Annotated in this window: 24 protein-coding genes; 13 read left to right on the forward strand and 11 right to left on the reverse strand. The window is 70.5% G+C overall.

Translation table 11 applies throughout. The annotated features are described in order from the left end of the window. Positions 1-5: 5 nt before the first annotated feature. The 6 genes from hisF to hisB form a co-directional block, all read right to left on the reverse strand. Positions 6-815 (reverse strand): imidazole glycerol phosphate synthase subunit HisF, encoded by an 810-nt coding sequence (gene hisF, locus O5O54_RS17700; RefSeq protein WP_279483163.1) that lies wholly within the window; start codon positions 813-815, stop codon positions 6-8. 51 nt (positions 816-866) lie between these two features. Further along, the gene (locus O5O54_RS17705; RefSeq protein ID WP_279483164.1) at positions 867-1,424 is read right to left on the reverse strand and encodes a Uma2 family endonuclease; all 558 of its coding nucleotides are present in this window, start codon (positions 1,422-1,424) and stop codon (positions 867-869) included. Between the two features lie 64 nt (positions 1,425-1,488). Further along, on the reverse strand, positions 1,489-2,223 hold the full coding sequence (gene hisA / locus O5O54_RS17710) for a 1-(5-phosphoribosyl)-5-[(5-phosphoribosylamino)methylideneamino]imidazole-4-carboxamide isomerase (protein ID WP_279483165.1): 735 nt from the start codon (positions 2,221-2,223) through the stop codon (positions 1,489-1,491). After that, positions 2,223-2,876 carry an imidazole glycerol phosphate synthase subunit HisH gene (hisH, locus tag O5O54_RS17715; RefSeq protein ID WP_279483166.1) on the reverse strand — a complete coding sequence of 218 codons (654 nt, stop codon included), beginning with the start codon at positions 2,874-2,876 and terminating at the stop codon, positions 2,223-2,225. Before hisH ends, hisA begins: the two co-directional genes overlap by 1 nt. Before the next feature lie 3 nt (positions 2,877-2,879). After that, complete coding sequence (locus O5O54_RS17720) at positions 2,880-3,338, reverse strand: DUF2628 domain-containing protein (protein ID WP_279483167.1); 459 nt, start codon at positions 3,336-3,338, stop codon at positions 2,880-2,882. Further along, positions 3,335-3,943 (reverse strand): imidazoleglycerol-phosphate dehydratase HisB, encoded by a 609-nt coding sequence (hisB, locus tag O5O54_RS17725; RefSeq protein ID WP_279483168.1) that lies wholly within the window; start codon positions 3,941-3,943, stop codon positions 3,335-3,337. Before hisB ends, O5O54_RS17720 begins: the two co-directional genes overlap by 4 nt. 341 nt (positions 3,944-4,284) lie before the next feature. Between hisB and hslV the strand changes: the two genes are divergently transcribed. From hslV to O5O54_RS17750, 5 genes are all read left to right on the forward strand, one after another. Beyond that, entirely contained in the window at positions 4,285-4,842 is a 558-nt protein-coding gene (hslV, locus tag O5O54_RS17730; protein ID WP_279483194.1) for an ATP-dependent protease subunit HslV, read from the forward strand. A gap of 73 nt (positions 4,843-4,915) precedes the next feature. Continuing rightward, positions 4,916-5,728, forward strand: coding sequence for a potassium channel family protein (locus O5O54_RS17735; protein WP_279483169.1), 813 nt, complete (start codon positions 4,916-4,918; stop codon positions 5,726-5,728). 101 nt (positions 5,729-5,829) lie between these two features. Continuing rightward, positions 5,830-6,156, forward strand: coding sequence for a DUF1236 domain-containing protein (locus tag O5O54_RS17740; protein ID WP_279483170.1), 327 nt, complete (start codon positions 5,830-5,832; stop codon positions 6,154-6,156). A gap of 305 nt (positions 6,157-6,461) precedes the next feature. After that, the gene (locus O5O54_RS17745) at positions 6,462-7,709 is read left to right on the forward strand and encodes an EAL domain-containing protein (RefSeq protein ID WP_279483171.1); all 1,248 of its coding nucleotides are present in this window, start codon (positions 6,462-6,464) and stop codon (positions 7,707-7,709) included. Positions 7,710-7,839: 130 nt separating this feature from the next. Continuing rightward, a complete protein-coding gene (locus tag O5O54_RS17750; protein WP_407061726.1) occupies positions 7,840-9,315 on the forward strand; it encodes a mannitol dehydrogenase family protein in 1,476 nt (491 codons plus the stop codon). Between the two features lie 4 nt (positions 9,316-9,319). Here the strand turns inward: O5O54_RS17750 and O5O54_RS17755 are convergent, their stop codons facing one another. Then, a complete protein-coding gene (locus O5O54_RS17755) occupies positions 9,320-10,024 on the reverse strand; it encodes an SDR family oxidoreductase (RefSeq protein WP_279483196.1) in 705 nt (234 codons plus the stop codon). A 206-nt stretch (positions 10,025-10,230) separates the two neighbouring features. Here O5O54_RS17755 and O5O54_RS17760 point away from each other — a divergent pair, with 206 nt between their 5' ends. Next, on the forward strand, positions 10,231-11,733 hold the full coding sequence (locus tag O5O54_RS17760) for an ATPase domain-containing protein (protein ID WP_279483172.1): 1,503 nt from the start codon (positions 10,231-10,233) through the stop codon (positions 11,731-11,733). After that, positions 11,726-13,810, forward strand: coding sequence for a PAS domain-containing sensor histidine kinase (locus O5O54_RS17765; protein ID WP_279483173.1), 2,085 nt, complete (start codon positions 11,726-11,728; stop codon positions 13,808-13,810). Before O5O54_RS17760 ends, O5O54_RS17765 begins: the two co-directional genes overlap by 8 nt. Positions 13,811-13,849: 39 nt before the next feature. Here O5O54_RS17765 and O5O54_RS17770 read toward each other — a convergent pair whose 3' ends face one another. Continuing rightward, on the reverse strand, positions 13,850-14,239 hold the full coding sequence (locus tag O5O54_RS17770; protein ID WP_279483174.1) for a hypothetical protein: 390 nt from the start codon (positions 14,237-14,239) through the stop codon (positions 13,850-13,852). 261 nt (positions 14,240-14,500) lie between these two features. Here O5O54_RS17770 and O5O54_RS17775 point away from each other — a divergent pair, with 261 nt between their 5' ends. Beyond that, complete coding sequence (locus O5O54_RS17775) at positions 14,501-15,274, forward strand: SH3 domain-containing protein (RefSeq protein ID WP_279483175.1); 774 nt, start codon at positions 14,501-14,503, stop codon at positions 15,272-15,274. A gap of 4 nt (positions 15,275-15,278) precedes the next feature. Here the strand turns inward: O5O54_RS17775 and O5O54_RS17780 are convergent, their stop codons facing one another. Further along, positions 15,279-16,202, reverse strand: a complete 924-nt coding sequence (locus O5O54_RS17780; RefSeq protein ID WP_279483176.1) for a response regulator transcription factor — start codon at positions 16,200-16,202, stop codon at positions 15,279-15,281. Further along, positions 16,195-19,581 carry an ATP-binding protein gene (locus O5O54_RS17785; protein ID WP_279483177.1) on the reverse strand — a complete coding sequence of 1,129 codons (3,387 nt, stop codon included), beginning with the start codon at positions 19,579-19,581 and terminating at the stop codon, positions 16,195-16,197. The genes O5O54_RS17780 and O5O54_RS17785 overlap by 8 nt, the downstream gene beginning before the upstream one ends. 155 nt (positions 19,582-19,736) lie before the next feature. Between O5O54_RS17785 and urtA the strand changes: the two genes are divergently transcribed. The 5 genes from urtA to urtE all read left to right on the forward strand — a co-directional run bounded on the left by urtA (position 19,737) and on the right by urtE (position 25,529). Beyond that, on the forward strand, positions 19,737-21,041 hold the full coding sequence (gene urtA / locus O5O54_RS17790) for an urea ABC transporter substrate-binding protein (protein ID WP_279483178.1): 1,305 nt from the start codon (positions 19,737-19,739) through the stop codon (positions 21,039-21,041). Between the two features lie 138 nt (positions 21,042-21,179). Next, complete coding sequence (gene urtB / locus O5O54_RS17795; protein WP_279483179.1) at positions 21,180-22,829, forward strand: urea ABC transporter permease subunit UrtB; 1,650 nt, start codon at positions 21,180-21,182, stop codon at positions 22,827-22,829. Beyond that, positions 22,826-23,986 (forward strand): urea ABC transporter permease subunit UrtC, encoded by a 1,161-nt coding sequence (urtC, locus tag O5O54_RS17800; protein WP_279483180.1) that lies wholly within the window; start codon positions 22,826-22,828, stop codon positions 23,984-23,986. Before urtB ends, urtC begins: the two co-directional genes overlap by 4 nt. A gap of 62 nt (positions 23,987-24,048) precedes the next feature. Next, a complete protein-coding gene (gene urtD / locus O5O54_RS17805) occupies positions 24,049-24,831 on the forward strand; it encodes an urea ABC transporter ATP-binding protein UrtD (RefSeq protein ID WP_279483197.1) in 783 nt (260 codons plus the stop codon). A gap of 2 nt (positions 24,832-24,833) precedes the next feature. Further along, the gene (gene urtE, locus O5O54_RS17810; RefSeq protein ID WP_279483181.1) at positions 24,834-25,529 is read left to right on the forward strand and encodes an urea ABC transporter ATP-binding subunit UrtE; all 696 of its coding nucleotides are present in this window, start codon (positions 24,834-24,836) and stop codon (positions 25,527-25,529) included. Between the two features lie 4 nt (positions 25,530-25,533). On the opposite strand, the gene O5O54_RS17815 is transcribed toward urtE, so the two are convergent. Further along, positions 25,534-26,439: a LysR family transcriptional regulator gene (locus tag O5O54_RS17815; protein WP_279483182.1), complete on the reverse strand. Its 906-nt coding sequence runs from the start codon at positions 26,437-26,439 to the stop codon at positions 25,534-25,536. Between the last annotated feature and the right edge of the window lie 119 nt (positions 26,440-26,558).

Here is a 26,558-nt window from a genome sequence, read left to right on the forward strand (position 1 = left end):
GGCCTTCAGGAAGCGTCGGGGTGGAGCGACGAGCGGGCGCCGTCGAGCCGCATGGGAATGCCGGCGGCGGCCATGTGGCGCTTGGCCTCGCCGATCGTGTGGGTGCCGAAATGGAAGATCGAGGCGGCGAGAACCGCCGTCGCGCCGCCTTGCGTGACACCGTGGACGAGGTGGTCGAGAGTGCCGACGCCCCCGGATGCGATCACCGGTACGGGCACGGCGTCCGCCACCGCCCGGGTCAGCCCAAGGTCGAAGCCCGCCTTGGTGCCGTCGCGGTCCATGGAGGTGAGGAGGATCTCGCCCGCGCCGAGCGCCACGACGCGGCGGGCGAACTCGACGGCGTCGATGCCCGTCGCCTGCCGGCCGCCATGGGTGAAGATCTCCCAGCGCGGGATCTCGTTCTCGCCCGACACGCGCTTGGCGTCGATCGCGACGACGATGCACTGGTTGCCGAACTTGTCGGCCGCCTCGGCGACGAATTCCGGCCGCTTCACCGCCGCCGTGTTGATCGACACTTTGTCGGCCCCGGCGAGAAGCAGCCGGCGGATGTCGGCGACCTCGCGAACGCCGCCGCCGACGGTCACCGGCATGAAGCAGGCCTCGGCGGTGCGCGCCACGACGTCGAAGATCGTCTCGCGGTTGTCGGAGGAGGCGGTGATATCGAGGAAGCAGAGCTCGTCCGCGCCGGCCGCGTCGTAGGCGCGCGCCGCCTCCACGGGATCGCCGGCGTCGATCAGGCCTTCGAAGTTGACGCCCTTGACCACGCGACCGTCCTTGACGTCGAGGCAGGGAATGATGCGCGCCTTGAGGGTCACGTCTTGCGGTCTCCGTTCCGCGAACCGGCGGACAGGGCCGGTCCGGGCAGCTTATGCGATGCCGCGATAAAGGTCCGCAAGGGGCAGGGCCAGGCCGAAGCCGGCAAGCGTCACGCTTTCGTCGCGTCCGACGATCATCTCCGGCGACCCGAAGCTCCCGTCCTCGCCCCGCGCCCAGAGCCAGACGCGCGGCTCGTCCTGCGACAGGACGAGGTAGTGGAGAAGGGAGGGGAGGGCGGTGTAATCGCGCACCTTCTCGCCGAAGTCCCGCGCCATGGAGGAGGGCGACAGGATTTCGGCCACGAAGACCGGGGCATGCGCCACGAGATCGCGCCCGTCGCCGCCCGTCCGATCGACATAGACGTCGGGGAACCGGACACCGTCCGGCGTGCGCACGCCGAAATCCGCCACGCCGACCTCGTAGCGGTCGGCATCGAGGCCGCGCGCCAGGAGCACGGTCAGGGCCGTCGTCAGCTTGGCGTGGTTTCGAGAGACGTTGATCATCATGTCGACGACCTTTCCGCGCACGAACTCCCGCTTTCCGTCGAGCCCTTCGAAGGCCTGCAGGAAGTCGTCCGCGGTTCGGATGGTCGGGACCTGGATGTTCATGGCATCAATCTAGTCCCGCCGCGCGCGCCTGCAAAGATCGGCGCGCATTGACTCACGTGAAACATCAGGCCCTGAGGCGGGCCAGTGCCTCCGCCGGGTCGATCCGCCCGTCATAGAGCGCGCGGCCGGAGATCGCGCCTTCCAGAAGCGCGGCGTCCGGAGCGGCCAGGCGATCGATGTCGGCCATGGAGGCGAGGCCCCCGGAGGCGATCACGGGGATGCGCACGGCCTCGGCCAGCGCGATCGTCGAGTCCCAGTTGATGCCGGCGAGGATGCCGTCGCGGTCGATGTCGGTGTAGATGATGGCCGAAACGCCCGCGTCCTCGAAGCGCCGGGCCATGTCCTCCACTGTCAGCTCGGACGACTCCGCCCAGCCCTCCACCGCCACCTTGCCGCCCTTGGCGTCGATGCCGACGGCGATCCGACCGGGAAAACGCTTGGCCGCCTCGCGCACCAAGGCGGGATCGCGCACCGCCACCGTGCCGAGGATGACGCGCGACAGGCCCGCGCCGAGCCAGCGCTCGACATCGGCGAGCGTCCGGATGCCGCCGCCGAGCTGGACCTTCATCTGGTCCCCGACGGCCGCCAGGATCGCCTCGACGGCGGAAGCGTTGACCGCGCGTCCCTCGAAGGCGCCGTTGAGGTCGACGACGTGGAGATGGGTGAAGCCCTGCGTCCGAAACGCCTGGGCCTGGGCGGCCGGGTCGGCGTTGTAGACAGTCGCCTCCTCCATCAGGCCGAGCTTGAGGCGCACGCACGCGCCGTCCTTGAGGTCGATGGCGGGAAACAGGATCGGCATCAGGGCTTCCAACGCAGGAAGTTGGCGATGAGGGCGAGGCCGAGCGTCTGGCTCTTCTCGGGGTGGAACTGCGTGCCGGCCTTGTTGCCGTTGGCGACCATGGCCGTCACCGGCCCGCCGTAGTCGACGGTCGCCACCAGCTCCTCCGGCCGGCGCGGCGCGAGGTGGTAGGAGTGGACGAAGTAGGAGTGGAGGCCCGTCTCGCCGGTCTCGATCCCTTCCAGAAGCGGATGCGCCTGTTTCACGTGAATCGTGTTCCAGCCCATCTGCGGGATCTTGAGCGTCGGATCGCTCGGGACGATGGGCTCGACGTCGCCGCCGATCCAGCCGAGACCTACGCTGATCGTCTTCTCCAGCCCGCGCTCGGCCATGAGCTGCATGCCGACGCAGATGCCAAGAAACGGCCGGCCCCTGTCCTCGACGGATTCGCGCAGCGCCTCCAGAAGGCCCGGCGCTTCGTCCAGCCCGCGGCGGCAGTCGGCAAAGGCGCCGACCCCCGGCAGAACCAGCCGGTCCGCCGCGCGAATTTCGGCGGGATCGTCCGTCACGAGGATGCGGCTGTCGCTTCCCGCCTCCCGCGCGGCGCGCTCGAAGGCCTTGGCGGCCGAGCGCAGATTGCCCGAGCCGTAGTCGATGATGGCAACGCTCGCCATGGATCACGCGCTCCTGAAGTCGAACAGGGACGGGCCGGGACGCAAGGGCGAACGGGCCTCAGTCGGCGAGGGAGGAACCATGGTCGGCTGCTCCGGCTCCGTCGTTTCGCCGGCGAAATAAATCAGTTCCGCATCGCGCTCGTCGCGTGCCCAGACCGCGCCGGCCTCGCGCCAGCCGCGCCGCAGGAGGCGGCGGGCGCGAAGGCTCGGCCCTTCCAGCGCCACGAGGACGCCGACGAGGAGCGACAGGATCGCCGCCAAGGGCATGCCGCCTTCGGGTACCGCGACCTTGACCGCCACTTCGGCCGCAAAGGCGGCGACGGCCCAGAACCACAGCTTGTGCCGCAGCAGCCAGAGGCTCGGCAGGACGAGCGCGAAGGGGCGGAACCCGTCGCGCAGGAAGTGGGCGCCTTCCGTCCGACCCTCCGCAGCCGGCGGCTCGAAGATGCGGTATCGCCTCACGCCAGCATGCCCTTTGTGGAGGGCACGAGGTCGGCCTGGCGCGGGTCGATCGACAGCGCCTCGCCCAGCACCCGCGCCACCGCCTTGAAGCAGGTCTCGGCGATGTGGTGCGAGTTCTCGCCGTAGAGCGTCTCGATATGCAGCGTCAGCCCCGCGTTGACGGCGAAGGCCTGGAAGAACTCGCGCACGAGCTGCGTGTCGAACGTGCCGATCTTCTCCGTCGGAAAGGTCGTTCGAAACACCAGGAACGGCCGCCCCGAGACATCCACCGCCGCGCGCGTCAGGCACTCGTCCATCGCAAGATCCAGCGAGGCATAGCGCCGGATGCCCCGCCGCTCGCCCATCGCGCGGCGGATGGCCTGGCCGAGCGCGATCCCGACGTCCTCCACCGTGTGGTGGTCGTCGATGTGGTAGTCGCCCTTGGCCTCGACCCGGATGTCGATCAAGGAATGGCGCGCGAGATGGTCCAGCATGTGGTCGAAGAAGCCGACGCCCGTCGCCACGTCCGCCCGGCCCTGCCCGTCGAGATCGACCCGCACCCGGATCTGCGTCTCCTTGGTCGCCCGATCCACCGACGCATCCCGTCGCCCAGCCGTCTCGCCCATCGCTAGCCCATCCTCGCTCGTTCCGCCGCTTCATACAGAAGCGCGAGGGCGGAGCCAACCGAGGGGCTGAGGGTGATGACGGCGGGGCTGCCGCCCCGGTCCCCGCTCGGGAAGGAATTCCCGAACCCTTCTTTTCGTTTGGGACCATTTCCAAGCTGGGAAGGGGCCGGAGGCCCCTTCCCAGCTTGGACACGCCCCGAATGAGGAGGGGTCCAGGGGAAATCATTTCCCCTGGCGGGGTCGGGGGCAGCGCCCCCGTCTTCCATTGCCCGCGCCCTTGTTGGCACCGCCCCGGCGCTCCCATATGGGGCGCGGATCGAACGAAGGACGTAACGAGCATGATGGACCAGCACGACCCGGCGAAGATGTATGGGACGACGATCGTCACGGTGCGCAAGGGCGGCAAGGTCGTGGTGGCGGGCGACGGGCAGGTGTCGCTGGGCAACACGGTCATGAAGGGCAACGCCAAGAAGGTCCGGCGCATCGGCAAGGGCGGCCAGGTGATCGCCGGCTTTGCGGGCGCGACGGCCGATGCCTTCACGCTGCTGGAGCGGCTGGAGGCCAAGCTCGAGCAGTATCCCGACCAGCTGATGCGCGCCTGCGTCGAGCTGGCGAAGGACTGGCGGACGGACCGGTACCTGCGCCGGCTGGAGGCGATGATGATCGTCGCCGACGCCAAAGTCACGTTGACGCTGACCGGCAACGGCGACGTGCTGGAGCCGGAGAACGGGGTGATCGCGATCGGCTCGGGCGGCAACTACGCGCTGGCGGCGGCGCGGGCGCTGGCGGAGACGGATTATTCGGCCGAGGAGATCGCGCGGCGCGCGATGCGCATCGCGGCGGAGATCTGCATCTACACCAACGACAACGTCATCCTGGAAAGCCTCGACGCGGCCTGAGGCTTGAGCGAGGCGGGGGCGGCGTGACGCGTCGCTCTGGCCGAGGGCGCGGCGCCGTTCCATCTTGCCGGGGATGGATGCTGCCGCAGACACGACCGATCATGAGCGCGCGCCGGGGCGCCTCCAGCGCTTCCGGCTCCGGCTGGACTTCCTCTACCATGCAGACGCTCCGGCCGCGGTTCGCTTCCAGGGATGGGTCGCGATCATCGATCTCGTCATCATCGCCTTTTTCGTGATGGCGCCGGTGCTTCAGGAGAAGCGCTACTTCCTCTGGCTGGACTATTCGCTGGCGGCGCTTCTGGCGCTGGACTTCGGTGCGCGGGCGCTCGCCGCGCCCAGCCTCAAGGCCTGGGCCAGGCGCCCGGTGATCTGGGTGGATGCCCTGATCCTCCTGACGCTGCTGCTGCCGACGATGTTCTTCAATGTCGGCTTCCTGCGCATCCTGCGGCTCTGGACCCTGTCGCGCAAGGACGTGCTCTGGCGCTCGCTGCGCCGCCGGGGCCTCCAGAAATGGGAGGAGGCGGGGCGGGCGGTGATCAACCTCCTGACCTGCCTGTTCCTGGCGACCGGCTTCATCTACACGGCCTTTGTCGCCGAGGGCTCGGGCATCGAGGGCTATGTCGACGCCCTCTACTTCACCGTCGCCACCATGACCACGACGGGCTTCGGCGACGTGACGCTGCCGGGGACGGCCGGCAAGCTTACCTCGGTCGTCATCATGATCGTCGGCATCTCGCTCTTCGTGCGCCTCGCCCAGACCGTGTTCCGCCCCTACAAGGTGTTCTTCCGCTGCCCCGCCTGCGCGCTGGAGCGGCACGAGCCGGACGCCGTGCACTGCAAGGCCTGCGGCCATATCCTGGCGATCCCGAACCAGGGGAGCGACTGAGAGCCTCCCGCGGAGCGTCATGCGCGCCGTGCGCGTAGGGGTACAGCCTCGGGTGACAGCGGGCGTTGAGATCGCTCCCGCATGGTTCAAGGAGAAACCCGATGCGTCGTCTGATCGCCCTGGCGAGCCTCGCCGGCCTTGTCGCCCTCCCGGCGCTGGCCCAGACCACCACGACCACGATCGTGACGCAGGAAGCGGCGCCGGTCGCGGCCGTCGTCGCGGTGCCCGCGCCCGTGCGCACCTATGTCACGCAGCAGACCATTCCGTCCGTCACCTACGAGCGCCAGATCGTCGTGGGCGAGCCGCTGCCGCAGGCGGTCGAGTACCACGTGATCCCCGACAACGACGCCTATGGCTACGCCGTGGTCAACGGCCAGCGCGTGATCGTCGATCCGCAGACGCGCAGCGTGATCGAGGTGTACGACTGACGTGATCGGATCGGGCACCCTTGAAACGCTCCGAGGGCCCACCCATCTGTTCCCCAGGCGGCGCGTCCCGGTTTCGGTCGAAGCGCCGCGAAATCCGGCCTTTCGTCCGACCACGGATGTACTGGCGAGGTGGTGGGCCGGATCGCCATTGTCGACAATGGACGCGGAGCCGTCGGGAGCACCCCGGCGGCTTTTTCGCGTGCGCGCCGCCGCCGCGACAAAGGCCCCTTGCGCACCGTTGCAACCGTGCCGATAAATCCTACAACGTCCAGAAGAATTTCGATCGGCGGTCCGATTCCCATCCCATGCAGCGCGCGGCAGACAGTCCCCCGCCCGACAGCCTCGACGACATTCCGATGATGCTTCGCCTCGTGCGACAGAACCTCGGGCTGGATGTCGCCTTCATCGGGGAGTTCACGGGCGGGCGACGCGTCTTCCGCCATGTCGACGCCGCCGCACCCGGTCCGGTCCGGGAGGGCGGGTCGGATCCCTTGGAGGAGACCTACTGCGCGCAGGTCGTGGACGGGCAGCTTCCCGAGCTCATTCCCGACACCACGGTCGTGGCGCTCGCCCAGCGCATGCCCGTGACGCGAGAGCTTCCCGTCGGCTCCCACCTCAGCGTGCCGATCCGCCTGTCCAACGGCATGGTCTACGGCACGTTCTGCTGCTTCGGTCACGCGCCCGACCATTCGCTGAACGCCCGCGACCTCGCCATGCTGCGCACCTTCGCCGGGCTCGTGGCGCAGCGGATCGACCGCGACCTCCAGGCCGAGAGCCTCCTGTCCGCCAGACGCCAGCGCATCCGCCGCCTGCTCGACGCCGGGGGGCCGGTGCCCGTGTTCCAGCCCGTCTTCCTGCTCGATGGCCTCGTGCCGGCCGGTGCCGAGGCGCTGGCCCGCTTTCCCGACGATCCGCACCGGGCGGTGGAGACCTGGTTCTCCGACGCGGCCGAGACCGGGCAGCAGATCGAGCTGGAGCACCGCGCCATCGCCAACGCCCTGGACGCCTACGGCGCCGTCTGGGCGCGGCACCGCGTGCAGCTCGGGGTCAACGCCTCGCCGGCCGCGATCCTCGACCCCGGCTTTCCGCAGCTCTTCGACGCCTGTCCCGCCGATCGGATCGTCATCGAACTCACCGAGCACGAGCGGATCGACGACTACGGCGCCCTTAACGCGGCGCTGACCCCCCTCAGGGCGCGCGGCATGCGCGTGGCGGTGGACGACGTGGGCGCCGGCTATGCGAGCATGAGCCATATCGTGGCCGTGCGGCCCGACATCATCAAGCTCGACCGGAGCATCGTGCGCCAGCTCGATCGCGATCCGATGCGCGAGGCGCTGGCGACCGCCCTCAACGGCTTCGCGCGCCAGTGCGGCTGCACGGTGGTGGCCGAAGGGGTGGAGACGCCGGGGGAACTCGCCGCGCTCGCCCGGCTCGAGGTCCAGGCGCTGCAGGGCTTCCTGCTGGGCCGGCCCGACCGGCTGGAGGTGCTGGAGGAAACCCTGCGGCGCGGCGGCCCCGCCGACCTCGCTCCGCCGGCGCGGGCGGCGTCCTAGAGGCCGGCCGGGCGGTCTGCCGCGGCGGTCGATTGACAGGTGCGGGGCGCCGGGTGGAAGACATGCCATGCGATCCGGCCGGCTTCCCGCCCGCTCGAAACCCACCCCGATTCGCCAAGGTTCCGCCCCCGTGACCCAGCGCCTGCGTTCCGCCGCCCTCGCCACCCTGCCGCACGGCATCCCCGGCCCCCGCTTCGACCGCGCCCGGGCGCGGGTCGGCATCGTGCATCTCGGGCTCGGCGCCTTTCACCGCGCCCACCAGGCGGTGGCGACCGAGGCGGTGCTGGAGGCGGGCGATCTCGCCTGGGGAATTGCCGGCGTCTCCCTGCGCAGCCCGGACACGCGCGACGCCCTGGCGCCGCAGGACGGGCTCTACACGGTGGCGGTCCGGTCCGGCGAGGGCGACCGGTTCCAGGTGGTCGGCGCGATCCTCGGGCAGCTCGTCGCCCCGGAGGACCCGGAAGCCGTGCTGGCCCTGATGGCGGCGCCCGACACGCGCATCGTCTCGCTGACCGTCACCGAGAAGGGCTATTGCCACAATCCGGCGACGGGCGAGCTCGATCGGGCGCATCCGGATATCGTCCACGACCTCGCCCACCCGCATGCGCCGCGCTCGGCTCCCGGCTTCCTTGTGGAGGCGCTGCGCCGCCGCCGGGAGGCGGGCCTCCCCCCCTTCACCGTCCTGTCCTGCGACAACCTGCCGGCCAACGGCGCGACGGCACGGCGCGTCGTCTCGGCCTTCGCGACCGCCCGCGATCGCGCGCTCGGCGCGTTCGTGGAGCGCGAGGTGCCCTTTCCCTCCACCATGGTGGACCGGATCGTGCCGGCGACCACCGACGCCGACCGGACGCTCGTGGCGGACGCGATCGGGGCCGAGGATGCCTGGCCGGTGATGACCGAGCCCTTCTCGCAATGGGTGATCGAGGACCATTTCGCGCAAGGGCGGCCGGACTGGACGCTTGGCGGCGCGCGCTTCGTCGCCGATGTCGAGCCCTTCGAGCTGATGAAGCTGCGCCTTCTCAACGGCAGCCATTCGACGCTCGCCTATCTCGGCTATCTCGCCGGGCACGAGACCGTGTCGCAGGCGATGGCGGACGAACCCTTCGCCGCCCTTCTCGCGGCGATGATGGAGCGGGAGATCGCCCCGACCCTGCCGCCGCTTCCCGGCTTCGACCTCGCCGCCTACCGCGCCGAGCTGCTCGGGCGCTTCCGCAACCCGGCGCTGCGCCACCGCACCTGGCAGATCGCCATGGACGGCTCGCAGAAGGTGCCCCAGCGCCTGCTCGGCACCATCCGCGACCGGCTGGCGGCGGGCGAGCCCTTCGAGCGTCTGGCGCTCGGGCTTGCCGGATGGATCCGCTATGCCGGCGGGCGCGACGAGCGGGGCGGGGCGATCGACGTGCGCGATCCGCTTCGCGACCGGCTGCAGGCGCTGTCGGAGGCTGCGGGCGACGACCCGGCGCGGCTGGCCGATGCGTTCCTGTCGGTGCGCGAGGTGTTCGGCGACGACCTCGGCCGCGAGCCCCGCCTGCGCGAAGCGCTGACGGCGGCGCTCGGCCGGCTTCTGGCCGTCGGCGCCCGGACGGCCGTCGCCGAGCACGCCTGACCGGTCAGACCGAGCGCATCAGCCCGCCGTCGACGCGGATGTTCTGGCCGGTGATGTAGCCGGCGCCGTCCGAAACGAGAAAGGCGATCGTGGCGGCGATCTCCGCCATGGTCCCGTAGCGCCCCATCGGCACGCTTTGCCGGCGCTCCTCCGTGCCGGGCAGGCTGTCGATCCAGCCGGGCAGGACGTTGTTCATGCGCAGGTTCTGCGGCGCATGGGCATCGGCGAAGAGCTTGGTGAAGGCGGCGAGCCCCGCCCGGAACACCGCCGAGGTCGGAAACAGCGGGCTCGGCTCGAAGGCCCAGGCGGTGGACACGTTGACGATCGCCCCGCCCCCGTTCGCGGCCATCAGGGGCGCGACCAGGCGGGCGGGCCGCACGACGTTGAGGAAATAGGTGTCGAGGCCGCGGTGCCAGTCCTCGTCGGTGATCTCGAGGACGGCGGCGCGCGGTCCGTGGCCGGCGCTGTTGACCAGCGCGTCGATCCGCCCCCAGCGCTCCATCGCGCCGTCCACAAGGCGCTTCAGATCGTCCGCCGACTGGTTCGACCCGGTGACGCCGAAGCCGCCCAGCGCCTGGGCCAGTGCCTCGCCCTTGCCGGACGACGAAAGGATCGCGACCTTGAACCCGTCGTCGGCGAGGCGCCGCGCCGCCGCCGCGCCCATGCCGCTGCCCCCCGCCGTCACCAGCGCCACCTTGCCCGTCGTCATCCCGTTCTCCGCTTCCAGCTCCTGCGCGCTTTGTCGCAGCCATGCGCTGCCGATCGTGGCATGCTCCATGCCGCCATGGCCAGCGCCCGCCGTCCGCTGGGCATGCGGCCACGTGCAATTGCGTTGCGCGGCCGGAAGCGCTTGGTTAGTCAATATCGTACGGCCTTCCGGCCGCCGAGCGACCCTTGAGCCGAAGAGTGCCTCCGATGCGTGTACCGTCCGATCGGACCTCGTCCGGCAATGCCGAACTCGACCAGATCCTAGACGGCGGCCTGCCGACGGGCCGGCTCTATCTCGTCGAGGGCGCGCCGGGCTCGGGCAAGACGACGCTGGCCATGCGCTTCCTGCTCGACGGCGCGGCGCGGGGCGAGCGCTGCCTCTACATCACCCTGTCGGAAACGCGCGAGGAACTTCTGGCCGTGGCCGCCTCGCACGGTTTCGACCTTTCCGCCATCGACATCTTCGAGCTGTCCTCGGCCGAGGCGGTGCTCGGCGAAGGCCGCGAGCAGTCGATCCTCCATTCCTGGGAGGTAGAGCTCGGCGGCATGATCCAGCTCATCCAGGACGAGGTGGAACGCGTGCGCCCCGATCGTGTCGTCTTCGACAGCCTGTCGGAGATGCGCCTCGTGGCGCAGGACGCGCTGCGCTACCGGCGCCAGGTGCTGCTGCTCAAGCAGTTCTTCGCCCCGCGCGGATCGACGGTGATCCTGATCGACGACCTGACGGCGGGCGAATCCGGGCGGCGCGACACGCATCTCCACAGCCTCTGCCACGGCGTCCTGACGCTGGAGCGCCTCACGCTCGACTTCGGCGCGGCGCGGCGGCGCCTCCAGGTGCAGAAGCTGCGCGGGGTGGCCTTTGTCGCCGGCTACCACGACTTCTCCATCCGGCGCGGCGGGCTCCAGGTGTTTCCGCGCCTCGTCGCGGCCGACCACCACGCGCCCTTCGTCGGCGAGCCGATGGCGAGCGGGATACCCGAGCTGGACGCGCTCCTGCACGGCGGCCCCTTGCGCGGCACGAGCACGCTGATCTCCGGCCCGGCCGGCGCCGGCAAGACGACGCTCGCTCTCCAGTTCGTCGAGGCCGCCTGCCGGCGCGGCGAGCCCTGCACGATCTACGAATTCGACGAGCGCATCGGCACCATGATGGTGCGCGCGGCGGCCATGGGTCTCCATCTGGCGGAGCATATCGAGAGCGGCCTCCTGCGCATCGTCCAGGTCGATCCGGCCGAGATCGCGCCCGGCGAGTTCGCCTTCGGCGTGCGGCGCGAAGTGGAGGAGCGGGGCTGCCGCTTCCTGGTGATCGACAGTCTCAACGGCTATCTCGCCGCCATGCCGCAGGAGCAGCAGCTCATCCTGCAGATCCACGAGCTCCTGTCCTATCTCAACCAGAAGGGCGTCGGCACCTTCCTGATCAACCCGCAGAGCGGACTGGTCGGCACCATGGCGACGGGCACGCTCAACATCTCCTATGTCGCCGACGCCGTGATCCTCGTCCGGTTCTTCGAGGCGGAAGGGCGCTTCCGCAAGGCGATCTCGGTGCTCAAGAACCGCAGCGGCCCGCACGAGGAGGCGATCCGCGAATTGCGCATCGATGCACAAGGGGTGCGCGTCGGGGCGCCTCTCTCGGAGTTCCGGGGCATCCTGACCGGCACGCCCGAATATGTCGGGGCGAGCGGCCCGCTGATGGAAGAGCGGACGCGTGCATAGGCGGGCGGCGCACGGCTTCGAGGTCCTGATCTGCGCCCCCTTCGGGCGCGATGCCGAGAGCATGCGCGAACTTCTGACCCACGAGGGCTACCGGACCGCCGTGTGCGGCGATCTCGGCGAGCTCGCCCGCCGCGTTGCGGGCGAGGCGGGCGAGGCGGTGGGTCTGATCCTCGTCACGCAGGAGGCGCTGGACGGCGGCTTCGACCAGCTCGCCCGGGCGCTCGCCGCCCAGCCGGACTGGTCCGACATCCCCATCATGGTGCTGGCGGCCCGGCGCACCGGACGGTCCGACGCGGTCGTCGGCCTGCGCCACCGCCTGCCGGAGGCCGTCACCAACGTCACGATCCTGGAGCGTCCGCTCGGCATCGAGTCGCTGGTCAGCTCCATCGCCTCGTCAATGCGGGCGCGCCAGAAGCAGTTCGAGATGCGCGACCGGCTGCACGAGCTGACCGCCAGCCGCGAGGCGCTGGCCGCCTCCGAGCGCGAGCTGCGGCTCGTGACCGACTCGCTGCCCGTCCTGATCGCCTTCGTCGACCGCGACCTCGTCTATCGCTTCGCCAACCGTGCCTACGAGGCGTGGTTCGGTACCGGTCCGGACGAGGTGGTCGGCCGGACCATCCCGGACATTCTCGGCCCCGAAACCTTCGACACGCGCCGCGCGGCGGTGGCCAAGGCGCTGGCCGGCGAGGAGGCGCTTCTCGAAACCACGCTCGTCCGCCCCGGACGGACTGACCGCGTGGTGGAGATCCGATACCTGCCGCGCCGCGACCGGCGGGGCGCGGTCGACGGGTTCCACATCTTCGTACTCGACGTCACCGCGCAGAAGCGCATGGAGACCGAGCTGCGCGAGGCCGCCGCCATGCTGGAGGCGCGCGTCGCCGAGCGCACGGAGGCGCTGTCGGCCGAGATGGCGCGGCGCGAGAGCGTGGAGGAGGCGCTGCGCCAGAGCCAGAAGATGGAGGCGATCGGCCAGCTCACGGGCGGCATCGCGCACGACTTCAACAACATGCTGGCCGGCGTCATCGGCTCGCTCGACCTGATGCGCCGGCGCATCGAGACCGGTGATACGGAGGCGCTGGAGCGCTACCGCGCCAACGCCATGCAGGCGGCCCAGCGCGCGGCGACCCTGACCGCGCGCCTCCTCGCCTTCGGCCGGCGGCAGTCGCTCGACCTCAAGGCGCTCGACCTCAACGCAGTGGTCGGCGAGATCGAGGACCTCCTGCGCCGCACGCTCGGCGAGAACATCGCGATCGCCATCCGCCTCAGCCCCGAGCCGCTGGTCGCGCGCACCGACGTCAGCCAGCTCGAGAACTCGCTCCTGAACCTCGCCATCAACGCCCGCGACGCCATGCCCGACGGCGGCCGGCTGACCATCTCGGCGCGGCGGGCAACGCCGGCCGAGGCCGCCGAGGCGGCCCGCCCCGGCCCCTTCGCGGTCTTGGAAGTGGCCGATACCGGCTCCGGCATGTCGCCGGAGACGCTGGCCAAGGCCTTCGAGCCCTTCTTCACCACCAAGCCGCTCGGCCAGGGCACCGGCCTCGGCCTGTCGCAGATCTACGGCTTCGCCCGCCAGTCCGGCGGCCACGTGTCCATCCGGAGCGTCGAGGGGGAGGGCACCACGATCCGGCTGCTCCTGCCGGCGGAAGCCGGCCCCGCGCCGGTGGAGGCGATGCAAGAGACCGGCGAAGCACCGGCGGGCGAGGGCGAGACGGTGCTCGTGGTGGAGGACGAGGGGCTGGTTCGCATGCTGATCGTCGACGTCCTCGGCGATCTCGGCTACCAGCCGCTGGAAGCGGTGGACGCGGCCATGGCGCTGCCGATCCTCGAATCGTCGGCGCGGATCGACCTCCTCGTGACGGATGTCGGCCTGCCCGGCATGAACGGGCGGCAGCTCGCCGAGATCGCGCGGCGCCTGCGTCCGCAGCTCAAGATCCTGTTCGTGACGGGCTACGCCGAATCGGCCTCCGTGCGGGGCGAGTTCCTCGGCGAGAACATGGACCTCATCGCCAAGCCCTTCGAGTACGACGCCCTCGGCGCCAAGGTGCGCGAGATGATCCTGGGGTGGACGCCGGCCTGAGCGCGGCGCCCGCCATCGCGTTCTCGCGCAGGGGCACGCTCAGCAGTTGGCCGCGATCCCCTGCGTGTCGTTGGCGGCGCGGGCGGTCTGGCAGGCGGCGTCGCGCGTCAGGTTGTTGAGGCCCTGCTTGGCCGATTCGATCGCCTGACCGGTGGCCTCCTGCGCGCGCTGGAGCGCGGGGGCGGCGGCGTCGCGCGCTTCCGTCGCGGCGGCCCCGATCGCCTGGCCGGTCTGGCGGCCGGCCTCGCCGATCGCATCGGCGGCCTGCTGGGCTTCCGTGCGTGCGGTTCCCGTGGCCGTCGCGGGTGCCGGCGCGGTGGTGGTGGTGGTCGCGGCGGGCGCGGTGGCGGCCGGCGTCGAGGGGGCATCGTCGCTGCAGGCGGCGAGCGCCAGCGTGGCGGCGAGAGCCCAGGGCGTCAGCTTGTTCATGACCATCGATCCTTCGTGTGAGGCCGCCGGAGCGGCATCCCTTCGCGGCGGGAAGGTGCGGCGGCGGCGCCCGGTTTCAAGAGCCGGCTACCGCTCGGCCCTGACCGCCCCACGATGGGCGCCGCGAAAACCCCCGCTCGATCAGGGTCTTGGCAGGTTTCGAAGCGAAAGGGCGGCTTTCTGTCCACCTCGTGTTCACCATCCGTCCACCTTCCGGCGCTAGGACTAGGGGCTCACGAGAGCCTTGAAGGGAGCCGCCCCATGCCCCAGCGAAAGCCGCGATCCCGCAAGGCGAGCGCCGCGTCGTCGCGCGCGCGGGCCGGTTCCGGGCGCGTCGGTCCGCTCTGGTGGGGGGCGGGCATCCTCGCCCTCGGCTGGATCGCCTTCGACGCCAACCGCCCGCTGGTGGAACGCCACGTTCCGCAACTCGCCGACCTCCGGATGCCCTGGCAGGCGCCCGAGCCCGCGCCGGCCCGCCGGGAGACGCCCCGCGCCGCTCCGGTCCGCGAGGCCGCCGAGCGACCCGCCGCCCGGCCGGCGTCCCCGCGCCCGGCCGCCAAGCCGCAGCAACCCGAGGCACCGCGCACGGCGGCGCTTCGCGCGCCCGTTCCGCCCGCCGTCGTGAAGCCCGCCGTCGTGAAGCCGGTCGTCCCGGTCGCCGCGCCCCGGCGCGGCGAGGAGGCGCCGGGCCGCCCGGCCGCTCCGGCCGCCGGCGTCGTGCGGGCGCTCCCGACCACCGGATCCTCCTTCACCACGCAGGGGCCGACGCCGCTGCGCCGGGCGCCGAGCGCCGGCTCGCCGGTCTGGATGGTTCTGGACGCCGGGCGCCCCTTGCGCGTGACGCGCCGCGAGGGCGGGTTCGCCCGCGTCGAATCCGGCATCTTCACCGGCTGGGTGGAGGCTGCGGTCGTGCCCGAGGCGGCAACGGCGCCCCCCGCCGCCGTGCCGGCCCGCGCCGGCACCATGCCGACGCTCGCGGCGGCGGCCGCGCGCCGGGCCGGGCCGGTGCCCACGGCCAGCGTGCCCGCGCGCTGACGGTTCAGCGCTCGGACAGGGTCTTCATCACCAGAAAGGTAGCTGAGGCGCGGTTCTCGACGCCGAGCTTGGCGAACACGACCTCCAGGTGCTTGTTCACCGTGCGCGGGCTCAAGGAAAGGATCTCGGCGATGTCGCGATTGGACTTGCCGCGCGACAGCCAGACCAGGACGTCGGCCTCCCGCGCGGTGAGCTGAAAGCGCTCGCGAAGCAGGGTTTCCTCCGCCGAGGCGTCCTCGACGCTAAGCCGGAACAGGTGCTCGCCGTCGGCCACCGTGCCGACGGTGGACAAGGCGACCCGCCGCCCCGGCTCGGCGGGCAGGGACCAGCCGCCGGGCGGCGCGCGGGCGGGATCGGCACCGGCCGCAAGCCAGGCGTGCGCCGGGGCGGGCAGGGCAGGGCCTTGCGTGCCGGGCGCGCCCTCCAGGAGCCGCCCCGCCTGGGGCGTCGCCCAAAGGAGGCGCCCGTCCCCGTCCGTCGCGAACAGGAAGCGGCCGGTCGTGTCCAAGGCGGCCCGCGCGCTCGAAGCCGAGCGGGCGCTGGCGAGGTGGACGCGGATGCGCGCGAGGAGTTCGTCCGGCACGATGGGCTTGACCACGTAGTCGACGCCGCCGGCGTTCAGCCCCCGCACCACGTGCTCGGTGTCGCCGAGGCCGGTCATGAAGACAACGGGCACATGGCGCAGCGCCGGGTCGGCCTTCAGGCGGCGCGTCGTCTCGAAGCCGTCGAGGCCGGGCATCACCGCATCCATCAGGACGATGTCGGGCGTGATCTCGGCGGCGATGGCGAGCGCCTGGGCGCCTTCCAGCGCGACCAGCACCGTCGCGCCCGTCGCCTCGATCGCATCGGTCAGGAGGCGGAGCGTATCGGGCGAATCGTCCACCACGAGAACGATCTGGCTTTCGCCGCCGGGCGTGGTCTCAGGCATCGATCGCAGCCTCCAGCATCGCGCAGAAGCGCTTCCAGTCGAAGTCGCGCGCGGGCACCCGCAGAGCGGCGACGAAACCCGCCATCGCGGGATCGGCCTCCAGCGCGTCGAGCTTGCGCTCCACGCCCTTGGCGAAGCCGATCCGGCCGAGGCGCTGGAGTTCCGCCATGTCGGCGGCGCCCGGCCGTGCGGGCGGCCCCGAAGCGACGGCCGCCGGCTCCGGGACGGACGCCTCCTCGCGCGTCCAGTCGAGGGCGAGGGTGCGCGCGATGGCGGCCAGCAGTGCCTTGAGATCGACGGGCTTGGGCAGCGCGCCGCTGACGCCCGGATCGTCCTCCGCCTCGCCGCCGGGACCGGGGGTCTCGGCCAGCGTCGCCGACAGCATCAGGATGGCGCCGGACTGGCCGGCGGCACGCAGGCGCCGGGCGAGCTGCCAGCCGTCCATGCCGGGCATCTGGATGTCGAGCAGGAAGAGGTCGGGCCGGATCTCGGCGACCAGCCGCAGCGCGGTCGGGCCGTCGGCGGCGGTGAGCACGATGAAGCCGAGCGGGCGCAGGAGCTCCACCATCAGCTCGCGATGCGCCTCGTCGTCGTCGGCGACGAGAATGGTGCGCCGGGCGCCGGCATAGCCGCGCACGGGCGTGTCCGGCTCCGAGGGCGAGGCGCCGATGGCCGGCGCCGGCCGGGGCGGCGCGGCCGAGAGCATGACGCGCACTTCGAACCGGCTTCCCTCGCCCGGCCGGCTGGTCATCGTCACGTCGCCGCCCATCAGGCTGGCGAGAAGCCGGGTGATGGTGAGGCCGAGGCCGAGGCCCGGCAGCTTGCCGCGCGCGGCATCCCCCCGCTCGAACGGCTCGAAGATGCGCTCCGCCTCCGCTTCCCCGATGCCCGGCCCGGTGTCGGTCACCGACAGGATCGCGACCTGGCTGCGATAGGCGACCTCGAACGTGACCGAGCCGGCTTCGGTGTATTTTACCGCGTTGGTCAGGAGGTTGATCAGGATCTGGCGCAGGCGCTTCTCGTCCGTGCGCACGACCTCGGGCAGGTTTGCCGGCTTCACGAAGCGGAAGGCGAGGCCCTTGGCCTCGGCCTGGAGCCGGACCATCTCGACGATCTGGGCGAGGAAGTCGTCGAGCCGCACGTCGGAACGCTGCAGCGTCAGGCGGCCGGTCTCGATGCGCGAGATATCGAGGATGCCGTCGATGAGGCCCGACAGGTGCTCGGCCGAGCGTCGGATGGTGCGGATGCCGCCCGCCTTCTCGCGCGGGATGGCGGCATCGCCTTCCAGGAGCTGGGCATAGCCGAGGACGGCGTTGAGCGGCGTGCGCAGCTCGTGGCTCATGCCGACGACATAGCGGCTCTTCGCCAGGCTCGCCGCCTCCGCCCGTTCCTTGGCGCTCTGGAGGGCGGCGTCGGTGCGCCGGTGGGCGGCGATCTCCTTCAGGAGGAGGCTGGTCTGGCGGGCCGATTCCTCCTGCGCGACGCGCCGCGACTCCTGCGCCAGCACGAAGAACCAGGTGGCGATGCCCGCGACGATGAGAAGAATGAAGAAGGCGGCCCAGAGGGCGGCGGCGATGGTGTCGGTGTCTTGGGGGCTCGCCAGCGCCGCCTGGTAGTAGATGAGGCCGAGCACCAGCGACAGCACGGTGGCCAGCAGCGAGAAGCCGCCGAGATAGCGACCGGTGCGCGAATCGACGCGGGCAAGAAGGCGCTTCGGGAGTGTCGCCTCGGCGAGCGCGGCCGCCTGGGCGGCGAAGCGCGCGTGCGGCTTGCAGAGGTCGTGGCAGCGCGCGTCGAGCGAGCAGCAGAGCGAGCAGATCGGCGCGGCATAGGCCGGGCAGTAGGCCATGTCCTCCGGCTCGAACGGATGCTCGCAGACCCGGCATTCGATGCTCTTGCGCGTCATCCATTCGGCCCGGCCCCGGCGCGCGAGATAGAAGCGCCCGCCCGTCGCCCAGGCGATCAGCGGCGCGGCTACGAGCGCGGTGCCGAGAGCGACGAAGGCCGAGAGGGCCGCAGCCGTCTCCCCGAAGGCGCCGGCGAAGGCCAGGAGGGAGAGGAGGGTGGCAAGGCCCATGGAGCCGAGGCCCACCGGGTTCATGTCGTAGAGATGGGCGCGCTTGAACTCGATGCCGGGCGGGGAAAGCCCCAGCGGCTTGTTGATGGCGAGATCCGCGACGATCGCGCCGAGCCAGGCGACGGCGACATTGGCGAAAAGGCCGAAGGTCGCCTCCAGCGCCCGGTAGATGCCGAGCTCCATGAGAAGCAGCGCGATCGCCACGTTGAACACCAGCCAGACCACGCGGCCGGGATGGGAATGGGTCAGGCGCGAGAAGAAGTTCGACCAGGCGAGCGAGCCGGCATAGGCGTTCATCACGTTGATCTTGAGCTGGCTCACCACCACGAAGGCGGCGGTCAGCAGCAGCACGGCCGTCTCGTTGGGCAGGACGAAGCCGAAGGCGGCCTCGTACATGTAGGCGGGCTCGGCCGCGTGCTCGGGCGAGACTCCCGAACGCAGCGCCAGCACCGCCAGGAACGAGCCGAAGAGGAGCTTGGGCGCGCCGAGCACAATCCAGCCGGGACCGGCGGCGAAGAGCGACAGCCACCAGTTCCAGCCCCTGGCCTGCCCGTTGCCTGGCAGGAAGCGCAGGATGTCCACCTGCTCGCCGATCTGCGGCATCAGGGCGAGGATGACGGCGGCCGCCGCTCCGAACTTCAGGAGATCGAACCCGTCGGCCCCCGTGGCCTCGAGGCCGGGAAAGGCCATCCAGGCTTCCACCGAGCCCCAGTCCTGCGCGAGAATGAAGCCGACGGGCAGGAGGTTGAGCCCGATCCAGAGCGGCTGGGTCCAGAGCTGGAAGCGGCTGATCCAGGTGACGCCGTGGGTGACGAGCGGGATCACCACCACGGCCGAGACGATGTAGCCGATCCAGAGCGGCAGGCCGAAGGCGAGCTCCAGCGCGGCCGTCATGATCGAGGCCTCCACGGCGAAGAGGATGAAGGTGAAGCTCGCGTAGATCAGCGAGGTGACGGTCGAGCCGATATAGCCGAAGCCGGCGCCGCGGGTGAGAAGGTCGATGTCGACCCCGTGGCGCGCGGCATAGACGCTGATCGGGATGCCGGTCAGGAACAGGATCACGGTCGCGGCGAGGATCGCGGCCACCGCGTTGGCGAAGCCGAAGGAGAGGGTGATCGCCCCGCCGACGGCCTCCAGCGCCAGGAAGGAGATCGCGCCGATCGCCGTCTGCGAGACGCGCGCGGCCGTCCAGCGCCGGGCGGATTTCGCGGTGAAGCGCAGCGCATAGTCTTCCAGCGTCTGATTGGCGACCCAGCGGTTGTATTCGCGCCGGACGGGGAGGATGCGCTGGCGCCCGTTCATTCCGGTCCTGGCTGGTTGCGTCGTCGCTCCGATCCTATGCGCGGCGGTGGCGGCCGCGTCTACGTCATTTGACGTATGTCCCCCCGCGCCCTCGCGTCCGATGGTCCCCTCCGGCGGCGGGGGTGCCGCGAACCGATCCATGAGGGGACGATCCCATGCGAGTTTCGACGAAGGCCGGCTGGCTGCTCGGCGCCTATGCCGCCACCACGTTCGCGGCGGGCCTTTCGGCCCACGCCCAGGAAGACACGATCAAGGTCGGCATCCTCCACTCGCTGTCGGGCACGATGGCGATTTCGGAGACGACCCTGAAGGACGCCATGCTGATGCTCATCGACGAGCAGAACAAGAAGGGCGGCGTCCTCGGCAAGAAGCTCGAGGCGGTGGTCGTCGATCCCGCCTCCGACTGGCCGCTCTTCGCCGAGCGGGCGCGCGGCCTGATCGCGCAGGACAAGGTCGCCGCCGTCTTCGGCTGCTGGACGTCGGTGTCGCGCAAGTCGGTTCTGCCGGTGTTCAAGGAGCTGAACTCGATCCTGTTCTATCCCGTCCAGTACGAGGGCGAGGAATCCGAGCGCAACGTCTTCTACACCGGCGCCGCGCCCAACCAGCAGGCCATTCCCGCCGTCGACTACCTGATGGAGGAAGGCGTCGAGCGCTGGGTGCTGGAGGGCACGGACTACGTCTACCCGCGCACCACCAATAAGATCCTCGAGGCCTATCTCAAGTCCAAGGGCGTCGCCGCCGAGGACATCAAGGTCAACTACACGCCCTTCGGCTTCTCCGACTGGCAGACCGAGGTCTCGGCGATCAAGGAGTTCGGCTCGGCCGGCAAGAAGACCGCCGTGGTCTCGACCGTTAACGGCGACGCCAACGTGCCCTTCTACAAGGAGCTCGCCAACCAGGGCGTCTCGGCTTCCGAGCTTCCCGTCGTCGCCTTCTCGGTGGGCGAGGAGGAGCTGGCCGGCATCGACACCAAGCCGCTGGTCGGCCACCTCGCGGCCTGGAACTACTTCCAGTCCGTCGATACGCCCGAGAACGAGGCGTTCATCGCCAAGTGGCGCGAGTTCACCAAGGACGCCGACCGCGTGACCAACGACCCGATGGAGGCCCACTATATCGGCTTCAACATGTGGGTGAAGGCTGTCGAGGCCGCCGGCACCACGGACACCGACAAGGTGATCGACGCGATGATCGGCGTCGCCGTGCCGAACCTCACGGGCGGCTTCTCCTCCATGGGCGCCAACCACCACATCACCAAGCCCGTGCTGATCGGCGAGATCCAGGAGGACGGCCAGTTCGAGGTGGTGCACGAGACGTCCGGCCTGGTGCTCGGCGACGAGTGGTCCGACTATCTGCCGGAATCCAAGCCCCTGATCGCCGACTGGCGCGCCCCGATGTCCTGCGGCAACTTCAACACCGAGACCGGCAAGTGCGGCGGAGCGGGAGCTGCGGCCTCCAACTGACCGCACGGGATCGGCCGTCCCGGCGGCCATGTCCCCTCGGCGCCCCGTCCGGTCGTTCACGGACGGGGCGCCTTGCCCTTCGCACTCCCCGACGTCCTCGACCGGTGCCCCGAGGCGCCCTCGTCCGGAGCGGATTCCATGTCCGAATTCATAAGCCGGCTTAGCCGATCCTGCCGCCTCCTTGCCGGCCTCGCCCTCGCGGCGGTCCTCCTGTGCCCTTGGGGCGCCGCGGCGCAGGCGCAGGGCGCCGATCCCGCCGCCCTGGTCCAGGAGTTCGGCGGCAAGCGGAGCTTCGAGGAAACCGAGGCGACGATCCGGGCGCTTGCCGCCACCGGCGATCCCGCGGTGGTCCCGGCGCTGCAGGCCCTGTCCGACGGCAACCTCTACTTCGAGAAGGACGGCGGGCGCGTCGTGATCGGCGCGGGCTCGGGCGCCGAGATCCGCGTCACCGACGCGCTCACCGGCGAGGCGCTGGGCACGAGGGCCAAGGGCGCGCTCGACAAGGTGCGCGTCAAGAACTCCATCCGAACGCTAGTCGCCGAGTCCATGGGCGCGCTGACGCTCGGCTCGGACGACCCCGCCCGGCGCCTGGCCGCCGCATCGGCCCTGTTCGAGCGGGCGACGCCCGAGCAGCTCGACATGCTGGACGCCGCCATCGCCCGCGAAAGCGACCCGGCGGTGGACAAGGCTCTGGCCGAGGCCCGCGCGAGCGCCGTCCTGCGCTCCCACCGCCCGGCGGCCGAGAAGCTGGAGGCGGTCGCGACGCTCGCCGCGCGCGGCGACCGGCCGGCCCTGAACCTCCTGAACGCCGCCGCCTCCGACGCCGATGCGAGCGTCGCCGCCGCCGCCGCGCGCGGCGCGGCCTCCGTGGAAGGCACCATCGCCCTCTGGGGCCAGGCGCAGAACGTCTGGTACGGGCTCTCGCTCGGCTCCGTGCTGCTCCTCGCCGCCATCGGCCTCGCTATCACCTTCGGCGTCATGGGCGTCATCAACATGGCGCATGGCGAGATGGTGATGCTCGGCGCCTATACGACCTTCGTCGTCCAGCAGGCGATGCGCGACCACGCCCCGCAATGGCTCGACTGGAGCCTCGCGCTGGCCCTGCCGCTCGCCTTCCTGGTGGCCGGCTTCGTCGGATTCCTGATGGAGCGCGGCATCATCCGCTTCCTCTACGGCCGTCCCTTGGAAACGCTGCTGGCGACCTTCGGCGTGTCGCTGATCCTCCAGCAGGCGATCCGCACCCTCTTCGGCCCGACCAACCGCGAGGTGTCGAACCCGTCCTGGATGTCCGGCTCCTTCGAGATCGGCCAGATGGCCGTCACCTGGAACCGGCTCTGGATCATCGTCTTCGCGCTGGCCGTCTTCGCCGCGCTTCTCTTCGTCCTCAACCGCACTTCGGCGGGGCTGAAGATGCGCGCCGTCACGCAGAACCGGCGCATGGCGGCCGCCATGGGCATCCGCACGCCGATGGTGGACGCGCTGACCTTCGCGCTCGGCTCCGGCATCGCCGGCATGGCGGGCGTCGCCCTCAGCCAGGTCGACAACGTCTCGCCCGATCTCGGCCAGGGCTACATCATCGACAGCTTCATGGTGGTGGTCTTCGGCGGGGTCGGAAACCTCTGGGGCACGCTGGTCGGCGCCTTCTCGCTGGGCATCCTCAACAAGTTCCTCGAGCCCTATGCCGGCGCCGTGCTCGGCAAGATCGTGGTGCTCGTCCTCATCATCCTCTTCATCCAGAAACGGCCGCGCGGCCTCTTCGCCCTCAAGGGAAGGTTCGTGGACGCATGATCACCGCCAAGCTTCTCGGACCGCGCGCCGTCTGGCTGGCCGTCGCGCTCCTCGCCCTCGCCATCCTGGTGCCGGTCCTCAACCTCGCGCTCCCGCCGGCCAGCCCGCTCCACGTGCCCGACCATCTCGTGCCGCTCTTCGGCAAGTATCTCGCCTATGCGCTGCTCGCGCTCAGCCTCGACCTCGTCTGGGGCTATGTCGGGATCCTGTCGCTCGGCCACGGCGCCTTCTTCGCGCTGGGCGCCTATGCCATGGGCATGTACCTGATGCGCCAGATCGGGGCGCGCGGCGTCTACGGCAACCCGGACCTGCCGGACTTCATGGTGTTCCTGAACTACAAGGAACTGCCCTGGTTCTGGTACGGGTTCGACCACTTCTGGTTCGCCGCGCTCATGGTCGTCCTGGTGCCGGGCCTGCTCGCCTTCCTGTTCGGCTACTTCGCCTTCCGCTCGAGGGTCACCGGCGTCTATCTCTCGATCATCACGCAGGCCCTCACCTACGCGCTGCTCCTTGCCTTCTTCCGCAACGACATGGGCTTCGGCGGCAACAACGGCCTGACCGACTTCAAGGAAATCCTCGGGTTTCCGATCCAGGCCGCCTCGACGCGCGCCGGCCTCTTCGCCGCGACCGCGATCGCGCTGGCCGGCGGGGTGCTGGTGGTGGCCGCCGTCACGCGCTCCAAGCTCGGGCTCCTGATGGTGGCGGTGCGTGACGCCGAGGGGCGCACGCGCTTCCTCGGCTGGCGGGCGGAGCACGTGAAGCTCTTCGCCTTCACGCTGTCCGCCATGATGGCGGGCGTGGCGGGCGCGCTCTACGTGCCGCAGGTCGGCATCGTCAATCCCGGCGAGTTCGCGCCGCTGAATTCCATCGAGGTCGTGGTCTGGACGGCGGTCGGGGGTCGCGCGACGATCCTCGGGCCGGTGATCGGCGCCGTCCTCGTCAACGGGGGCAAGAGCTACTTCACCGCCGCCGCGCCCGACGCCTGGCTCTTCATCCTCGGCGGCCTCTTCGTCTTCGTCACCCTCTTCCTGCCGCGCGGGATCGTCGGCACCTTCGACCACGGGTGGCGCGCGCTGACGGATCGTCGCCGGGCCGCCCGCGCCGAGAAGGGCGTCGCCGCCGGCCCGGCCGAGCCCGCCGCCAATCCCGCGGAGTGACCATGATGCAAGAGCCCTCCTTCGACCCCGCCCGTGTCTCGCCCCACCCCTACGCCACGCAGATGGCGGAGCGGCGCGAGCGGGAAGCGAAACTGCGCCCGCCCCGCGGCGAGACGCTCCTCTACCTCAACGGGGTCAACAAGGCCTTCGACGGGTTCAAGGCGATCAACGACCTGTCGCTGGTCGTGGCGCGCGGCGAGATGCGCGCCATCATCGGCCCGAACGGCGCCGGCAAGACCACGATGATGGACATCATCACCGGCAAGACGCGGCCCGACACCGGCGACGTCTACTTCGCCGGCAACACCGACCTGACGAAACACGACGAGGCCGAGATCGCCTCGCTCGGCATCGGCCGCAAGTTCCAGAAGCCGACCGTCTTCGAAGGCCATACGGTGGAGGACAACCTGCGCCTCGCCCTGTCGGGCAGCCGATCGATCTTCGCCGCGCTCTTCCACAAGCGCATGGACGCGGAAGACGAGCGCATCGAGGAGATCCTCAGGACCGTGCGGCTCCTCGACAAGCGTGCGCGACCCGCCGCCGACCTCAGCCACGGCCAGAAGCAATGGCTCGAGATCGGCATGCTGCTCGCGCAGGATCCCGAGCTTCTCCTCGTGGACGAGCCCGTCGCCGGTATGACCGATGCCGAGACGGAGGAGACCGCCAAGCTCCTGCGGGACATCGCGCAAACGCGCTCTGTCGTCGTGGTCGAGCACGACATGCATTTCGTGCGCATGCTCGGCGTGAAGGTCACGTGCCTGCACGAGGGCCATGTTCTGGCCGAAGGTCCGCTCGACGCGGTCTCCGCCGACCCGCGTGTCATCGAAGTCTATCTGGGGCGCTGACCATGCTGGAAGTCTCGAACGTCGATCTCTTCTACGGCGCGGCGCAGGCGCTGCGCGGCGTCTCGCTGGAGGCCAAGGCCGGCGAGATCACCTGCGTGCTCGGGCGCAACGGGGTCGGCAAGACATCGCTGATGCGCGCCGTCGTCGGCCAGCAGCCGATCCGGCGCGGAACGATCCAGCTCGGCGGCGAGGATCTGGGGACGAGCGCGCCTTATGCGCGGGCGCGGGCCGGCATCGGCTTCGTGCCGCAGGGGCGCGAGGTGTTTCCGCTTCTCACCGTGAAGGAGAACCTCCAGACCGGCTTCGCCCCGGTGAAGCGAGCGGACCGCTCGATCCCCGAACACGTGTTCGACCTCTTCCCGGTCCTCAAATCCATGCTCGGCCGGCGCGGCGGCGACCTCTCGGGCGGCCAGCAGCAGCAGCTCGCCATCGGCCGCGCGCTGGTCACGCGCCCGCGCCTCCTGGTCCTGGACGAGCCGACGGAAGGCATCCAGCCCTCCATCATCAAGGACATCGGCCGGGCGATCCGCTACCTCAAGGAGGAGGCCGGCATCGCCGTGCTTCTGGTCGAGCAGTATCTCGACTTCTGCCGCGAGCTCGCCGACCGGGTCTACATCCTCGACCGCGGCCGCATCGTGTTCGCGGGCGTGGGAAGCGACCTCGACGACCCGGACGTGCGCAGGCACCTCATGGTTTGAGGCCTCAGCCGCCCCCGCCCATGGTCACCGACATGAAGGCGCGAAAGGCGGCGGCCGTCGGCACGATCGGGCGCGAGCGCGCCCAGGCGAGGCCCACATCCATGCTGGGGATCGGCTCCACCAGCGAGCGCACCTCGATGCGCTGCCCTTCCAGCGACCAGGGCCGGTAGACCATGTCGGACAGGATGGTCACGCCCATGCCCGACGCCACCAGCGAGCGCACCGCTTCGACGGAAGCGGTGGTGAGCACCGCGCGGGGTCGCAGGCCCGCCGCGTCCCAGTAGCGCGACGCCGTCGTCTTGGCCTCGTCCACGGTCAGCATCACATAGTCCTCGGCCGCGACGTCCGCCAGGGTGATGGCGGGGCGCGTGAGGAAGCGGTGATCCGCGGGCAGCCAGAGCCGGCGGCGCGAGCGCACCAGCGTCTCGGCGTCGATCTCGGTGGACCGCGCGAGGTTGGACACGAGCATCACGGCCATGTCGACCTCGCCCGCCACCAAGCCGTCTTCCAGCGCGTCGCGCGGCAGCTCGGACACTTCCACCTCGATCTGCGGGTGGAGCTTGCGGAAGCGGGCGTAGTAGCGGGACATGAAGTAGCCGACCACCGTGTAGGTCATGCCAAGCCGCAGCGTGCCGGCATGGCCCTCGCGGTCCCGCAGCGGGCTCTGGATCGCGGCCGCCACCGCGCCGGTGATGGCGCGCGCCCGCTCCAGGAAGCGCGTGCCCTCCATGGTCAGCCGGACGCCGGAATGGGTGCGGTCGAAGAGCCGGACGCCGAGCTCCGCTTCCAGCGACTTGATGGCGGCCGTCACGGCCGACTGGGAGATGTTCAGCTCCACCGCGGCATGGCTGACCTGGCCGCTGTCGGCCGTGGCGATGAAATAGTCGAGCTGTCTCAAAGTGATGGTCATCGCGATGCGGTCCCGGTGGGCGTATCGGTTTTTTCGATATCCTTTTCAGAAAATGACTATTTCACAAGATGCCGCGCTTGCGCAAAAAATTCGCAACGCCAAAATTTTGGCAGTTGCGA

Source organism: Aureimonas sp. SK2 (genome assembly GCF_029813115.1).
Classification (GTDB): Bacteria; Pseudomonadota; Alphaproteobacteria; order Rhizobiales; family Rhizobiaceae; genus Aureimonas.